This window comes from Bacteroides intestinalis, from assembly GCF_003464595.1.
GTDB classification, from domain to species: Bacteria; Bacteroidota; Bacteroidia; order Bacteroidales; family Bacteroidaceae; genus Bacteroides; species Bacteroides intestinalis_A.
The window spans coordinates 1-15,666 of record NZ_QRZF01000038.1; the positions used below are offsets into that span (position 1 = coordinate 1).

At 41.2% G+C, this 15,666-nt stretch carries 13 protein-coding genes and 1 pseudogene; 9 read left to right on the plus strand and 5 right to left on the minus strand.

What is annotated here, in order from left to right:
• The first annotated feature begins 108 nt into the window (after positions 1–108).
• The 9 genes and pseudogenes from DWW10_RS25195 to rplT all read left to right on the plus strand — a co-directional run bounded on the left by DWW10_RS25195 (position 109) and on the right by rplT (position 9,357).
• A complete protein-coding gene (locus tag DWW10_RS25195; protein ID WP_259320539.1) occupies positions 109–864 on the plus strand; it encodes a YjbH domain-containing protein in 756 nt (251 codons plus the stop codon).
• Positions 865–1,267: 403 nt separating this feature from the next.
• A pseudogene (locus DWW10_RS25200) lies at positions 1,268–2,113 on the plus strand (OmpA family protein); the annotation flags it as partial.
• A 609-nt stretch (positions 2,114–2,722) separates the two neighbouring features.
• A complete protein-coding gene (gene ruvX / locus DWW10_RS25205; RefSeq protein WP_007663744.1) occupies positions 2,723–3,145 on the plus strand; it encodes a Holliday junction resolvase RuvX in 423 nt (140 codons plus the stop codon).
• Positions 3,146–3,199: 54 nt separating this feature from the next.
• Positions 3,200–3,754, plus strand: coding sequence for a peptide deformylase (gene def, locus DWW10_RS25210; protein ID WP_022393811.1), 555 nt, complete (start codon positions 3,200–3,202; stop codon positions 3,752–3,754).
• Positions 3,755–3,870: 116 nt separating this feature from the next.
• A complete protein-coding gene (locus tag DWW10_RS25215) occupies positions 3,871–5,907 on the plus strand; it encodes a tetratricopeptide repeat protein (protein ID WP_022393810.1) in 2,037 nt (678 codons plus the stop codon).
• A gap of 78 nt (positions 5,908–5,985) precedes the next feature.
• A complete protein-coding gene (gene thrS / locus DWW10_RS25220; RefSeq protein ID WP_022393809.1) occupies positions 5,986–7,926 on the plus strand; it encodes a threonine--tRNA ligase in 1,941 nt (646 codons plus the stop codon).
• Positions 7,927–8,048: 122 nt separating this feature from the next.
• Complete coding sequence (gene infC, locus DWW10_RS25225; RefSeq protein WP_118220776.1) at positions 8,049–8,645, plus strand: translation initiation factor IF-3; 597 nt, start codon at positions 8,049–8,051, stop codon at positions 8,643–8,645.
• A 67-nt stretch (positions 8,646–8,712) separates the two neighbouring features.
• Complete coding sequence (gene rpmI / locus DWW10_RS25230) at positions 8,713–8,910, plus strand: 50S ribosomal protein L35 (RefSeq protein ID WP_007214084.1); 198 nt, start codon at positions 8,713–8,715, stop codon at positions 8,908–8,910.
• 96 nt (positions 8,911–9,006) lie between these two features.
• A complete protein-coding gene (rplT, locus tag DWW10_RS25235) occupies positions 9,007–9,357 on the plus strand; it encodes a 50S ribosomal protein L20 (RefSeq protein ID WP_007214085.1) in 351 nt (116 codons plus the stop codon).
• Positions 9,358–10,262: 905 nt separating this feature from the next.
• On the opposite strand, the gene DWW10_RS25245 is transcribed toward rplT, so the two are convergent.
• From DWW10_RS25245 to DWW10_RS25265, 5 genes are all read right to left on the minus strand, one after another.
• Positions 10,263–11,570: a phenylacetate--CoA ligase gene (locus tag DWW10_RS25245; RefSeq protein WP_022393807.1), complete on the minus strand. Its 1,308-nt coding sequence runs from the start codon at positions 11,568–11,570 to the stop codon at positions 10,263–10,265.
• 22 nt (positions 11,571–11,592) lie between these two features.
• The gene (locus DWW10_RS25250) at positions 11,593–12,174 is read right to left on the minus strand and encodes an indolepyruvate oxidoreductase subunit beta (RefSeq protein WP_022393806.1); all 582 of its coding nucleotides are present in this window, start codon (positions 12,172–12,174) and stop codon (positions 11,593–11,595) included.
• A gap of 4 nt (positions 12,175–12,178) precedes the next feature.
• Complete coding sequence (locus DWW10_RS25255; protein WP_022393805.1) at positions 12,179–13,771, minus strand: thiamine pyrophosphate-dependent enzyme; 1,593 nt, start codon at positions 13,769–13,771, stop codon at positions 12,179–12,181.
• Between the two features lie 98 nt (positions 13,772–13,869).
• Positions 13,870–14,907, minus strand: a complete 1,038-nt coding sequence (mltG, locus tag DWW10_RS25260) for an endolytic transglycosylase MltG (protein ID WP_022393804.1) — start codon at positions 14,905–14,907, stop codon at positions 13,870–13,872.
• A gap of 271 nt (positions 14,908–15,178) precedes the next feature.
• Positions 15,179–15,610, minus strand: a complete 432-nt coding sequence (locus tag DWW10_RS25265; RefSeq protein WP_118487397.1) for a hypothetical protein — start codon at positions 15,608–15,610, stop codon at positions 15,179–15,181.
• Between the last annotated feature and the right edge of the window lie 56 nt (positions 15,611–15,666).

A 15,666-nucleotide genomic window follows, 5' to 3' on the forward strand; every position in this document is an offset into this window, starting at 1 on the left:
GGACATGGTCATGGTCATGGTGGTGATTTGAATGCCGGTGGTGGTATCTTTGAATAATAATTCATAGTCAAAAAGATAGCGCAATAAAAAAATGAAAAGAAAGCAATGATGAGGTATATATTAGGAAAAGTAATCCTTATTGGTTTATTGCTGTGTTGTCCTCTCTTGCTTTCGGCTCAATTGACGTATGGTACCACCGGTTTGTTGCATGCACCTTCGGCAGAGATGCAACGGGATAAGACGGTAATGATTGGTGGTAACTTTTTGAATCAGGAGATAACTCCTCCTACATGGTACTATCATACGTACAATTATTTCTTGAATGTAACCATATTCCCCTGGTTGGAGGTGGCATATACATGCACCCTCTTTAAAGCGGAAGCTTTAGGCTTAAAGCCTTATGGTTACTCTGGATTTACAAATCAGGACAGATATTTTTCTGTCCGACTGCGAGCTTTGAAAGAAGGACAATTCTGGAAGTATATGCCGGCGGTGGTAGTAGGAACTTCGGATCCTTATACTGAATCCGGTGACGGACAGATATCGTCTGTTGATGGCAACGGTTATTTTTGTCGTTTCTATATTGCAGCGACCAAACATATTCCCGTAGGAACTGAAGAGATAGGGGTACATCTCTCTTATCTTTTTAACCATCGCAACGATTACCCTTTAAACGGGCCGGCTGTAGGCATTACCTACAACCCCTCTTTTCATCCGCAGTTGCGAGTAATCGCAGAGTATGATTCAAAAGATTTTGCGTTGGGTGCCACCTATTTGCTTTTCAACCATTTGCATGCGCAGGTAGAATTGCAAAAAATGAAATACTTTACCGGCGGACTTACTTACAAGATTTATCTGAAGTAAGCGAGTGGTCGGAGCAAATAATTAAAAGAGTTGAATTACAAAAAATTTAAAAACAATGAAAAGTAAATTAGTAATATTATCTTTGATGTTGGCTGGTGCTACTGTTGCAACAGCTCAAACAAAAGAGAAATTCGTCAGCGAAAAGGCCGGAGATAATATCTTCGTGAGCGTGACTGGTGGAGTTTCTTTGGTAAATTCGGGTAAGAGTGAAGGTAAATTTGGAGACCCGGCTCCCCATATTACCGTGTCTCTTGGTAAGTGGTTTACTCCGGTTTGGGGTGTGCGCGCTCAGGGTGGCTTGTGGAAAGCTAACTTCAACACACAATGGTCTGAAGGTACTTATGCTGCTGACGGTAGCATGGTAGGTTCAAAGGTAAACAATGACAAGAACGTAGGTCAGATTCGTCTGGACGGTTTGTTCAATCTTTCAAATGCAATCGGTGGATACAATCCTAACCGTATATTTACCTTGTCTGTATTCGCTGGTCCCGGTCTGACTATCGCTAAGGGTGCAAGCTCTTTCGAAATCGCAGAGAACCAGGCAGGTACAGCTTGGCATAAAGTTCGCCCCGCAGGTGCTGATGACAAGACAGGTGCTTACATCAACGGTTCTGCAGGTTTGCTGGGTAAATTCAATGTAAACAACTACCTTGATATTGATATCGAAGCTCGTGGTGAATTAGCTTCTTCTTATCTGGGCTATCTGTCATCTTCAAGAACTGTTGGTGGCATTTATGTTGGTGCAGGTCTTACTTATACTTTCGGTGGCAAGAAGTTTATCTCTTGTGGCGCAAAGGTTGACCAGGATGCTATCAACGCAGAAATCAACAGATACAGAAGCGAACTGGCTCAGGCTCAGGCTGACCTGGCTAATGCAAAGAATGCTTTGGCTAACGTTAAACCTGTAACTAAGGAAGTTGTGAAGGAAGTTGAAGTTGCTGGTCCGCGTGCTGTCTTCTTCAAGATCGGTAGTGCTCGTATCGATGATTACGGTTTGGTTAACATCGAGTTGGCTGCTAAGATCCTGAAGGCTAACCCGGATAAGAAGTACAAGGTTGCAGGTTATGCTGACAAGGCTACAGGTAGCGCTTCTTGGAACCAGAAGTTGTCTGAAAAACGTGCTCAGGCTGTTTATGACGCATTGATTAAAGAAGGCGTTAACAAAGATCAGCTCGAACTCGTAGGATTCGGTGGTACAGCTAACATGTTCGGTAAGAACTATCTAAACCGTGTAGTAATTCTGGAATAAAAACAATAATTCTGGAAAAAGGATAAGATTAGAGGTGAAACTCTATAAAGAAGAAAAGGTGTCTGATTGTTGTCGGATACCTTTTTTGTTATAAAGGAATCAAATAATATTAGATCGATAATGAAAATATTAATGTAATAATATTAGGATAAAAAGATGAATTTCTAATAGCTTACATAAATTACTCTTGAAGATCGAATACTATATAGTTAAATAATTAAATATTTATTTAGATAAAGTGCCTAGTGTGGTAAGGAAGTCCAGAAGAATAAGGTCTCGCTTACATGAAAATAGCTATTAATATATCAAAATCTCATTTTTTATAAGATGTATCTTTGCTGTTGATTATTAGATCGTTATTGTATTGTGTCCTATGAATTGATTTCTTCTGAAAATTAATATAAAAAGCCATGTTTGGTAATAATATAGTATAATGCATGCTTTGAACTTCTACTCTAATGGCCAGTTTATAGTCAATAGTGCTTTTAAAGTAAAGCGGAATAATTGGAATGTGCAGCTATATTTAGCATGAGTTAGACTCCCTTTTTTGTTATTATGCCGGTAGATGGAGGTAAATATCAAATTTTAATCGTAATTTTGTAGCCCATTATGAGTAGAATATTAGCTATTGATTACGGTAAAAAGCGTACGGGAATAGCTGTCAGCGATACATTGCAAATGATTGCTAACGGACTGACCACTGTGCCTACGCATGAGCTGCTGGCATTCATCCTTGATTATGTAGGAAAAGAACCGGTGGAACGTATTCTTGTAGGCTTGCCTAAACAGATGAATAATGAGGCTTCGGAAAATATGAAACGTATAGAACCTTTTGTCCGTTTGTTGAAGAAAAAGTTACCGGAAATGCCTGTTGAGTATGTTGACGAGCGCTTTACATCCGTTTTGGCACATCGCACTATGCGGGAGGCCGGGCTGAAGAAGAAAGATCGCCAGAATAAGGCTTTGGTGGACGAAATCAGTGCAACTATTATTCTGCAAAGCTATTTGGAAAATAAACGTTTTATATTATAATAAGGTATATATACTTATATATATTGATTTAGTAATTTGTAACTTAGAGAAAGAATGATTTTACCCATTTATGTATACGGTCAGCCCGTATTGAGAAAAGTGGCGGAAGATATTGCTCCCGACTATCCAAATTTGAAAGAGTTAATTGCGAATATGTTCGAAACGATGGATAATGCTGAAGGTGTAGGGCTTGCAGCACCGCAAGTAGGATTGCCTGTTCGTGTTGTAGTCGTTGATCTGGATGTATTATCAGAAGATTATCCTGAATATAAAGGTTTCCGGAAAGCATATATCAACCCCCATATCCTGGAAGTATCAGGTGAAGAAGTGTCTATGGAAGAAGGATGCCTGAGCCTTCCGGGTATTCATGAAGCTGTGAAGCGTGGTAATAAAATCCATGTAACGTATATGGATGAGGATATGGTAGAGCATGACGAAATTGTTGAGGGCTACCTGGCACGTGTGATGCAACATGAATTTGACCATTTAGAAGGAAAGATGTTTATTGATCATTTGTCTCCCTTGCGTAAGCAAATGATTAAGGGAAGACTGAATGCGATGCTAAAGGGAAAAGCCCATTGCACGTATAAAGTCAAGACTGTGAAATAAGCTAATCTTATAATAAGGTATAAAAGGCTCAAAAAATATAAAAAGTCTTCCGTTAATCCCGCCAAGTAAATGAAAAGCATTAAATTTGTTTCGTTTACAAGCATTTATAAGACAAGATGATAAAAAAGATACTGACGGCTTTCCTGTTGCTTCCTACGTTGCTGTGTGCGCAGATCAATACGGAGCGAGTGATGACAATCGCACGCAACGCGTTGTATTTTGAAGACTATGTGCTTTCTATCCAGTATTTCAACCAGGTAATTAACGCTAAGCCTTATTTATATGAGCCTTACTTCTTTCGCGGTTTGGCAAAAATCAATTTGGATGATTTCCAAGGTGCGGAAGCGGATTGCGATGCGGCTATCGATCGTAATCCTTTTGTAGTAGGTGCCTATCAGATACGTGGATTGGCACGTATCCGGCAGAATAATTATAACGGTGCTATTGAAGATTATCAGACAGCTCTGAAATATGATCCGGAGAATCTTGTTCTGTGGCATAATCTTTCTCTTTGCCATATGCAGAAAGAGGATTATGATGCGGCTAAAGAGGATTTGGGGAAATTGCTGAAGATAGCTCCCAGGTACACGCGTGCTTATCTGATGCGTGGCGAAGTGTCGTTGAAGCAAAAGGATACTATACAGGCTCTGAATGACTTTGAAACGGCAATTGATATGGACCGTTATGATCCTGATGGATGGAGCGCACGCGCTATTGTCCGTTTGCAACAGGGAAAGTATACAGATGCCGAAAGTGACTTGGATCAGGCTATTCATCTGAGTGCGAAGAATGCTGGTAATTATATCAATCGTGCATTGGCGCGTTTCCATCAGAATAATCTGAGAGGCGCCATGAGTGATTATGATCTGGCATTGGACATCGATCCGAATAACTTCCTGGGGCATTATAACCGTGGTTTGCTCCGTGCACAGGTAGGTGACGATAACCGGGCACTTGAAGACTTTGATTTTGTTCTGAAGGTAGAACCGGATAATATGATGGCAACTTTCAACCGTGGTTTGCTGCGTGCACAGACGGGTGATTATCGTGGTGCTATCAGTGACTATTCGAAGGTGATTGACGAATATCCTAATTTTATGGCTGGGTACTATCAGCGTGCCGAAGCTCGTAAGAAGATCGGTGATCGTAAAGGTGCCGAAGAGGATGAATTCAAAATCATGAAGATGCAGATAGACAAGCGTAACGGGGTTACGACAAGCGATAAGGACGTTGCGGACAATAATCAGGATAATGAGGATACGAGCAAGACGCGTAAGAAATCCGATAAGAATATGGAGAATTACCGGAAAATCGTGATTGCTGATGACTCGGAAGAAGACCAGAAATATAAGAGCGACTACCGCGGTCGTGTTCAAGACCGGAACGTAGCCGTTAAGATGGAACCGATGTATGCATTGACATATTATGAGAAATCGAGTGAGGTGAAGCGCATTGTTCATTTCCATAAATATATTGAGGAGTTGAATCATGAGAAAATATTCCCGAAACCGTTGCGTATTACTAATATGGAAGCTCCGTTGACGGAAGAACAGGTGAAATTTCATTTTGCTCTGATCGATACCCATACTTCGGATATCGTATCCAATGATAAGGATGCCAAGAAACGTTTTCTGCGCGGACTTGATTTCTATCTGGTTCAGGACTTTGCCAGTTCTATAGATGACTTTACGCAGTCCATTTTGCTGGATGATAAATTCTTTCCGGCTTACTTTATGCGCTCGTTGGTGCGTTATAAGCAATTGGAATATAAGAAGGCGGAAGCCGGTTTGACCGAAGGTGTTCCCGGAGCTTCTGTTGACAGTAAGAATCAAGCGGAAGTAACCGCCTTGGATTATGATATTGTGAGAAAAGATTTGGATCATGTCATCCAATTGGCACCTGATTTTGTTTACGGATATTATAATCGTGCCAATGTGCTGTCTCTGTTGAAGGATTACCGTGGAGCATTGGTAGATTATGACAAGGCAATCGAACTGAATAAAGACTTTGCCGAAGCTTATTTCAACCGTGGTCTGACTCATATCTTCCTGGGTAATAATAAGCAGGGTATTACAGACCTGAGTAAAGCAGGAGAATTGGGTATTGTTTCTGCTTACAATATTATTAAGCGGTTTACCAATACTCGTGAATAACATTTTTTTGCTAAAAAATAAAATATCAAAAAGAATTAGCTATTTTTGCGTTCTGAAAATTGAAATATACACAACATTATGATAAAAATTACATTTCCAGACGGCTCCGTACGCGAGTATAATGACGGAGTAACGGGACTGCAAATTGCAGAAAGTATCAGCTCTCGCCTGGCACAGGAAGTGCTGGCATGTGGCGTGAACGGTGAGATTTATGATTTGGGGCGTCCTATCAACGAGGATGCTGAGTTTGTTCTCTATAAATGGGAAGACGAGCAAGGTAAGCATGCATTCTGGCATACCAGTGCTCACTTGTTGGCTGAAGCCTTACAGGAATTATATCCGGGTATTCAGTTCGGTATTGGTCCTGCCATTGAAAACGGTTTCTACTATGATGTGGATCCGGGTGAGGCTACTATTAAAGAATCTGACCTTCCGGCGATTGAGGCTAAAATGGCAGAACTGGTAGCAAAGAAAGAAGCTGTTGTGAGAGAAAGTATTTCAAAAGCGGATGCATTGACAAAATTCGGTGATCGTGGAGAAACTTATAAATGTGAATTGATCTCTGAATTGGAAGATGGTCACATTACTACTTATACGCAAGGTGCTTTTACGGATTTGTGCCGTGGCCCGCACTTGATGACTACTGCGCCGATTAAGGCTATCAAATTGATGTCGGTAGCCGGTGCTTACTGGCGTGGACATGAAGACCGCAAGATGATGACGCGTATCTACGGTATTACTTTCCCGAAGAAAAAGATGCTGGATGAATATCTGGTTGTTCTGGAAGAAGCCAAGAAACGTGACCATCGCAAAATCGGTAAGGAAATGGATTTGTTCATGTTCTCTGATACAGTAGGTAAAGGCTTGCCTATGTGGTTGCCGAAAGGTACTGCATTGCGTCTGCGTCTGCAGGAATTCCTGCGCCGTATTCAGGCACGTTACGATTATCAGGAGGTTATTACTCCGCCGATTGGTAACAAGCTGCTGTATATAACTTCCGGTCACTATGCTAAATATGGTAAGGATTCATTCCAACCTATTCATACACCCGAAGAAGGAGAGGAGTACTTCCTGAAACCGATGAACTGTCCTCACCACTGTATGATTTATAAGAATTCCCCGCGTTCATATAAGGATCTGCCTTTGCGCTTGGCTGAATTCGGTACGGTTTGCCGTTATGAGCAAAGTGGTGAATTGCACGGATTGACACGTGTACGTAGCTTTACACAGGATGATGCACATATTTTCTGCCGTCCCGACCAGGTGAAAGATGAATTCCTGCGCGTGATGGACATTATTTCTATTGTGTTCCGTTCTATGGACTTTGCCAATGTGGAAGCACAGATTTCCTTGCGTGACAAAGTGAACCGTGAGAAATACATCGGTAGCGACGAAAACTGGGAAAGAGCTGAACAGTCTATCATCGAGGCTTGTGAAGAAAAAGGCTTGACTGCAAGAATTGAATATGGTGAGGCGGCTTTCTATGGCCCGAAGCTGGACTTCATGGTAAAAGATGCTATCGGTCGCCGTTGGCAGTTGGGCACCATTCAGGTGGATTATAACTTGCCGGAACGATTTGAGCTGGAATATACCGGTGCTGATAACCAAAAACATCGTCCGGTGATGATACACCGTGCACCATTCGGTTCAATGGAGCGTTTCGTTGCTGTGCTTATCGAGCATACGGCAGGTAAGTTCCCGTTGTGGCTGACACCTGAGCAGGTAGCTATTTTGCCTATCAGTGAGAAGTTTAATGATTATGCACAGGAAGTGAAAAAGTTCCTGAAGCAATATGATATCCGTGCAATTGTGGATGAACGCAATGAGAAGATAGGACGTAAGATTCGTGATAATGAATTGAAGCGTATTCCTTACATGCTGATTGTGGGTGAAAAAGAAGCAGAAAACAGAGAAGTTTCTGTCCGCAAGCAAGGGGAAGGCGATAAAGGCACTATGAAATTTGAAGAATTTGCTAAAATTTTGAACGAAGAAGTTCAGAATATGATAAATAAATGGTAACTTTGCGCCCACTTGTGAAAGCATAGCATAAATGATGTTCTAAAGATAGCTTTTACCTAACATAAAAAAATAATAATTTGGGAGTAGTAAATAAGAAACAAACTGGAAATAGAGGTTATTTAATGAAAAATGACAGCTTAAAAGGGCAATACCGGATTAACGAACAAATCCGTGCCAAAGAAGTCCGCATAGTGGGCGATGAAGTAGAACCCAACGTATATCCGATAGCCCAGGCATTGAAGCTTGCCGAAGAGCGTGAGGTGGATCTCGTGGAAATCTCTCCAAACGCACAACCCCCTGTTTGTCGTGTCATCGATTACTCTAAATTTCTTTATCAGTTAAAGAAGCGTCAGAAAGAACAGAAGGCGAAACAGGTGAAGGTAAACGTGAAGGAGATTCGTTTCGGTCCTCAGACTGATGATCACGATTATAACTTCAAGTTGAAGCATGCTAAAGGCTTTTTGGAAGAAGGTGATAAAGTAAAGGCTTATGTGTTCTTTAAAGGTCGTTCCATCTTGTTTAAAGAGCAAGGAGAAGTGTTGTTGCTTCGTTTTGCCAATGACTTGGAAGACTATGCAAAAGTAGATCAGATGCCAGTACTGGAAGGAAAGAGAATGACTATTCAGCTTTCTCCGAAGAAAAAAGAAGTGCCTAAGAAGCCTGTTGCACCGAAATCTGCAGATGCTCCGAAAGCAGCTCCGGCTGAATCAGAAGAATAAAAGAAATGAGTAACGCCACAGGTATAGTGCGTTGCCATATAATTTAAATAATTTAAAAATAAGTAAGATGCCAAAGATGAAGACTAACTCCGGTTCTAAAAAGAGATTTACTCTTACCGGAACAGGTAAAATCAAAAGAAAGCACGCTTTTCACAGTCACATTTTGACTAAGAAAACTAAGAAGCAAAAAAGAAACTTGTGCCATTCAACTACAGTTGACGTGACGAACGTAAGCCAAGTTAAGGAACTCTTAGCAATGAAGTAAAAAGCGTACAAAGTATTTTAAAGTATTAACCGAATGCATTAGCTTTAAGTCCGTTGCGTGAAGTAATGGCGCTAACATTCAAAAATTAGTAAAACTATGCCAAGATCAGTAAATCACGTTGCTTCAAGAGCAAGAAGAAAGAAAATTTTGAAATTAACCAGAGGTTACTTTGGTGCAAGAAAGAACGTATGGACCGTTGCCAAGAATACTTGGGAGAAAGGTTTGACTTATGCGTTCCGCGACCGTAAGAACAAGAAAAGAAACTTCCGCGCTTTGTGGATTCAGCGTATCAACGCTGCAGCTCGTTTGGAAGGTATGTCTTATTCTAAGCTGATGGGTGCTTTGCACAAAGCAGGTATCGAAATCAACCGTAAAGTTTTGGCTGATTTAGCGATGAACCATCCGGAAGCTTTCAAGGCTATCGTAGCTAAAGCAAAGGCTGCTTAAGTTTATTTAGCAAATAGTTTACAAAGTGCTGATTACGAACGAGTAATCGGCACTTTTTGCTTATAATAGGGAGAATATAATATAAAATGTCCTGTATGGAGGAAACAAAATCAGGTTTTTCCTTGTTTCTTTGACAGAAACTTACTACATTTGTTGTAGAAAATATAGCCGCATTGATTGGATCGGGAAACTCATCAAACTATTATGAAATACCGAGACAAGCTTCGCTTCTCGATGGCGGGCCACGCCCTTCGGGGTAACTTTGAGTCGGTGGATTACAAAGAGGACGAGCGCTCAAATCATGTCATTCGGAGTTTCATCACATCATCGGTGCGGCTTTTTTATAAAGAGGGAACGGTAATCTTGGTTGGTTACCGTTCCTTTTTCTTTGTACTTTCTTTAATCCAAAGATTTCCGCTTAGCCTCTATTAAGCGGTGTCGTAACTCAAATATTGTCAATAGCAGATTTATGTATTATTAATAGAAGTAGGTTAGGAGGCTGCTTTGAGGTAGTGATATGCAATAAAAGGACTTTCGTTTCTTTTGCCAGTGTTTGTTGGGGCAAATGCTACATCTCAGTGCTCTCAATGCCACACCTTAACAGGATAAATGCCACAGGTTGCAGACAGCGAAGTGTGGAGTTAAAGATGATGGACTGTGGCATTGTGCTTGTATAGGTGTGGGCTTGCACTTGTGCAAGTGTAAGCTGACGGTTATATAAGCGTAAGCTTTTGGGGCCTGCTGCATGAGGGGCTAAAAAAAACGGAGAAGCAAAAGCTTCCCCGTTTCTATATGATGCGAAATATAATTCAGTGAAATAGTATCTATAAATGGACAGTACAAAGATACTGTATCAAAAAGGCGATGTCAAGTATTCCACTGATTATTTTGAAAAAAGGCTGTTTTTATTGGTTTTGTCGCAAATCTTTTACTCTGACGGCTTTTCCTTCGCTTTGGGGTAATGAACCTTTCTTCACGAGTTTCAACCTGGGGGTAACAAGTATTTCGTCTTTTAGTTGACGGGTAATATCTTTACGTACCTTCTCCAGTTCAATGTAATTATCAGTAGAAAGATCGCTGAGTTCTACCTCTACAATCATTTCGTCCTGGTTGTTTACGGTTTCTAAGGTAATAAGATAATTGCTACCTAATTGTGGGAACTGTACCAATACTTTTTCAACTTGCATTGGGAAGATATTTACTCCCTTAATGATAAACATATCATCGCTGCGCCCCTTGATACGGTCGATGCGGAGGTGTGTACGTCCGCAAGGACATTCTCCGGGAAGAATACGGGTAAGGTCACGGGTACGATAACGTATAAGCGGCATCATTTCGCGATCAAGAGTGGTCAATACCAACTCACCGATTTCTCCATCCGGAACGGGTTCTCCTGTTTCAGGATCAATTATTTCGACGAGGTAGCAATCTTCCCAGAAATGCATGCCGTTTTGTTCCTGACATTCAAAAGCAACGCCAGGGCCATTCATTTCTGTCATACCGAAGCTATTATAGGCTTTAACACCTAACATGCGTTCGATTTTCTTGCGCTGTTCGTCTGTATGGGGTTCTGCTCCGATAACAAGTGTTTTTAAACTGGTACTTGTCGGATCAATTCCTTCTTCCTGAATAACTTCTGCCAGGCGAATGGCATAACTGGGGATGGCATGGAGTGCGGTAGTCTTGAAATCTTTGATAAACTTGATCTGGCGTTTACTGTTTCCGGCTGCTGCAGGAACAGTCAGTGCGCCTAGGCGTTCAGCACCGTATTGGAAGCCTAATCCTCCGGTGAACATACCATAGCCCGAACTGTTCTGGAAAACATCTGTTTTACGTATTCCTACAGTGTACAAGCAGCGTGCTACCAGGTTGGCCCAAGAGTCCAAGTCGTGTTGTGAATGGACGATGACGGTAGGAGTACCGGTGGTTCCACTTGATGAATGAATACGCACACCATCTTCCTGCATATTACCTGATACCATGCCGAATGGATAGCAGGCACGCATATCGGATTTCGTGGTAAAAGGTATTTTCCGTATATCATCCAGGCTTTGGATGTCATCAGCTGTGATATTATATTCTTGAAATACTTTTTTATAGTACGGTGAATTAGCCGCAATCTTTATCGTTTTTTTGAGTCGTTGAAGTTGCAATTCCTGCAACTTCTCACGACTCATGGTTTCTATTTCTTCTTCCCAGTATTTGTTATTCATGGTGGTGTATTTTTGAGGGATCTTACATTAATTTCTCAGCAATTTCCTTTCCGGCTGCGAGTGCTTTAAGATTCATTTCCACTATGGCCTCGCCTTTACGTTCGAAGATTTCGCGGATACTGGTCTGTATTTTCTCGTAATCGATGCCGAGGAATGGGGTGGTAGCTCCCAGTAAAACAATATTTGCTACACGGATGGAACCAATTTCTTTGGCTACTTTGTCTACATTAAGAATGATCTTGTGAGGTAGCTTATCTAATTCCGCTCTTACGTCAGCTTCTGCCGGATAGTTGGGGATATTAATAAACGGTGTTTCGTTAGTCACCAGCCAGCCCTCAGGACTCAAATAAGGAAGATAACGTAATCCTTCCATCGGCTCAAGTGAGATGATCAGATCGCATTTACCGGAAGGGATAAGATCGGAAGCGATAGGCTGATCGCTTATGCGCAAATTGGATTGTACATCGCCGCCACGTTGGCTCATGCCATGTACTTCCGCTTGTTTCATATATAGTCCGTCTTTAAGGGCGGCTTTACCGATTACAGTGGCGATAGAGAGGATACCTTGTCCGCCTACGCCGGAAAGTATAATATCTTTTTTCATGGTTTTACTTGTTTCGTTTTTTACGTGCTAAGGTTTGAATACATTCTCTGCGTGGAATGATAACTGATACACCGCGATATTCGATTTCTTCACGGATAATCTGCTTCATCTCTTCATAATTCTTTTTCAAGGGAACTACTACACGGATATGTTCGGGGGCTACGCCAATACCGGTACAGATCGCTTCAATACGTCCTGTTCCGGCCGAATCCTGGCCACCTGTCATTGCAGTCGTTTCATTGTCTGAAATAACAATGGTAACATTTGCATTCTCATTGACGCAATCCAAAAGTCCTGTCATGCCGGAATGCGTGAAGGTGGAGTCGCCAATCACTGCTACTGCTGGATGAAGTCCGCCATCCGAAGCTCCTTTAGCCATGGTAATAGATGCACCCATATCTACACATGAGTTGATAGCATTAAATGGTGCATTGGCTCCTAAAGTATAACAGCCGATATCACTGAATACTTTATGTGTCGGATATTCTTCTTTCAAAACCTGGGTGAGCGTAGTGTACATATCACGATGGCCACAACCTTCACATAGTGCAGGTGGACGCATTTCTACGAGCGAAGGAATACCAAACTCTGACTTGTTTTCTTTTCCCACAGCACGTGCCACCTTATCCGGATTTAATTCACCGTCTTGTGATAATGTGCCATCTAAGCGTCCTTTTACTTTTACGCCGATACCAAGATAGCCTTTCAGTTGTTTTTCTACGAAAGGTTGTCCGTCTTCCAATACCAGAATCTCATCACAGGTTTCTACCAATTGCAGGAGCTGTTTCTTGGGTAATGGGTATTGCCCAATCTTCAATACGGGGTATTCGCAACCATCAGGATAGTTTTCCATCAGATAATTGTAGCCGATTCCACACGCTATGATACCTAATTTCTTATTAGGACCATCGGTATACTTATTATAAGAAGAGTTTTCAGATGCTTCAATAAATTCGGCTTGACGTTCTAATAAAACCTTATAGCGCTTGCGGGCGTTACCTGGCAACAAGATGAACTGGCGAGGGTCTTCACTGAATGACATTTGGTTTTGGGGTTGTTGCGGTTTTTGTTCTACACCGGAACGGGAGTGTGCCAGGCGGGTGACCATACGCATCAATACCGGTTCGCCAATCTTTTCAGAAAATGCGAATCCATTGTAAACCATATCATATGCTTCCTGCTGATTGCTTGGTTCGTACATGGGGATCAATGAGAAATCACCATAAAAACGACTGTCTTGTTCATTCTGTGAGGAGTGCATGCTGGGGTCATCCGCAGCTACTACAATTAATCCACCTTTTACACCTGTAACAGCTGAATTGATAAAACAGTCGGCAGCTACGTTCATGCCTACATGTTTCATGCAGACTAATGCTCGTTTACCGACAAATGACATACCTAATGCAGCTTCCATAGCTGTCTTCTCATTGGAGGCCCAACGGCTATGGATATTCTGTTCAGCCGTAATAGGCGCCATTTGAATGTATTCTGTAATTTCTGTGGAAGGAGTACCGGGGTAGGCGTAAACACCTGAGAGTCCGGCATCTAATGCAGCTTGTGCAATGGCTTCATCGCCAAGTAAGAGTTGCTTGCTCATATCTGATTATTTTAATGTTAGTCATGATTATTAAAAAAGGAAATAATCTGCGTTTTTCACTCGCAAATATAGGCTTTTGCTTTTATTTTATCATGATTTTACTTGAAAATCTTTCTTTCGTTTAAAGCATTCCAATATTTTCTGGCATTTTTCATGTGATCAGCATAATTGGAAGCAAAATTGTGAGTACCTGAGAAATCTTCTTTAGCACACATGTAAATGTAGTCGTGCTTGGCATAGTTCAGTACTGCATCGATACCTATAGGTGAAGGTATACGTATGGGACCCGGAGGCAGGCCTGCATTTAAATATGTATTGTAGGGTGAGTTGACATTCAAATGTTCATTGGTTATTCTTCTTAAACCAAAGTCCTGGAGGGCAAACTTTATTGTTGGATCTGCCTGCAATGGCATACCTTTGTGTAAACGGTTAATATAGAGTCCGGCAACCATTGGTTTTTCCTCGTTGTTGTTGGTTTCCTCTTCAACAATAGAGGCCAGGGTAGAAACTTCTTCCGGTGTCATTCCGATAGATTCAGCTTTAGCCAATCGTTGCTGGTTCCAGAATTTTTCATGTTCTTTCTGCATACGCTCGAAAAATTCGTCTACGCTCATATCCCAGTAAACCTGGTATGTTTCCGGAATGAACAGACTGGACATTGTTTCTTTTTTATATCTCATCCGCTTCTGGAATATAGTGTCATTCATTACAGTGGCAATTTCTGTAGAGTCGATCATTAACTGCTTACCAATGCTGCGGGCAAGTCTGTCTAAAGTGCGTACGTTGCTAACAGTAAGATTGATAGGTTCCTGATATCCCCGGTATAAACGACTGAAGACATGATACACATTTTCTCCCGGGCGGATGGCATAGCGTCCGGTGTGGATAGACGAATCATAATTGCGCCATCGGGTCATCCAAAGAAAACCTGTGAAACTTTTCGGGTGTCCCTGTACTTTTACTTTATTATATATGGAGTCTATTGTATCGTCTTTGTCGATATAAATATAAGTAGTCTTTTGGGGATGAAATTGTGGGTAGAATATATAATAATAGAATGTTCCGGTACAAGCTACGCCCATAAGGAACAGGATTACCAATCCTCCTATGAGAATTTTTTTTGTCTTCTTTTTCATCTGTTTCTGAAGTTGTTTTAGTCTGGCAAAGGTAAGAAGAATCTATGAAATAAAAAAAGAGATGCATAAGCATCTCTCTCTTTCTGAGCCGCTAGCCAGACTTGAACTGGCGACCTACGCGTTACGAATTTTTGTTTATTTGCAAAAATCTTGCTTGTAGGCGGTTGAGGCTTAATTGATTATATTCCTTTGTCTTTTTGTCTATTTTATCAAGATACTGTTATTTCCACTGTTCCACCGTTGTGGGAGTGCCTTGGGTTAATAATTATGTTTATTTAGTCAAAGATTCTATTATACACTCTCTGTTAATCTTATCCAGTTCTTCTAAAAATTTAGAAGTGGCACTTCTCCTGATTATGTAATGGTTACTACCTGATAACATAAGCATTTCCATCGCCGTTGTAGGTTTTATGACACTATAAAGTTTACTGATTCTTTCTTCTGATATTTCATCATATTTTCCTGCATATCGATTTATCTCATCTAACCGTTTTCTGTATTTCTTAGTAGCCCCAGCGTACATAAGATATTCTCCTCCTTCCATCTCAAACAAACTGTATCTATCTGAATCGATTGGATTTACTATTTTGACACCGCTTTCGATGCTGCCTTCTATGTGTCTATTCCCTAATACTAGTCCTCCATATTGTGCGTCTTTTATGCCGTATATTTGTTTCCAAGAATCTATTTGGAATTTGCTCAATATAACTGTTTTATCTGATTCTCCGCAAACACACCTAATATTTTTAGTATATTAGC

Bases quoted from the DNA above. Each gene is read 5' to 3' on its own strand.
- mltG (WP_022393804.1), bottom strand. From the start codon at position 14,907: ATGAAAAAGAAGACAAAAAAAATTCTCATAGGAGGATTGGTAATCCTG.
- def (WP_022393811.1), top strand. From the start codon at position 3,200: ATGATTTTACCCATTTATGTATACGGTCAGCCCGTATTGAGAAAAGTG.
- rpmI (WP_007214084.1), top strand. From the start codon at position 8,713: ATGCCAAAGATGAAGACTAACTCCGGTTCTAAAAAGAGATTTACTCTT.
- DWW10_RS25255 (WP_022393805.1), bottom strand. From the start codon at position 13,771: ATGAGCAAGCAACTCTTACTTGGCGATGAAGCCATTGCACAAGCTGCA.
- DWW10_RS25215 (WP_022393810.1), top strand. From the start codon at position 3,871: ATGATAAAAAAGATACTGACGGCTTTCCTGTTGCTTCCTACGTTGCTG.
- ruvX (WP_007663744.1), top strand. From the start codon at position 2,723: ATGAGTAGAATATTAGCTATTGATTACGGTAAAAAGCGTACGGGAATA.
- infC (WP_118220776.1), top strand. From the start codon at position 8,049: ATGAAAAATGACAGCTTAAAAGGGCAATACCGGATTAACGAACAAATC.
- DWW10_RS25250 (WP_022393806.1), bottom strand. From the start codon at position 12,174: ATGAAAAAAGATATTATACTTTCCGGCGTAGGCGGACAAGGTATCCTC.
- thrS (WP_022393809.1), top strand. From the start codon at position 5,986: ATGATAAAAATTACATTTCCAGACGGCTCCGTACGCGAGTATAATGAC.
- DWW10_RS25245 (WP_022393807.1), bottom strand. From the start codon at position 11,570: ATGAATAACAAATACTGGGAAGAAGAAATAGAAACCATGAGTCGTGAG.
- DWW10_RS25195 (WP_259320539.1), top strand. From the start codon at position 109: ATGAGGTATATATTAGGAAAAGTAATCCTTATTGGTTTATTGCTGTGT.
- rplT (WP_007214085.1), top strand. From the start codon at position 9,007: ATGCCAAGATCAGTAAATCACGTTGCTTCAAGAGCAAGAAGAAAGAAA.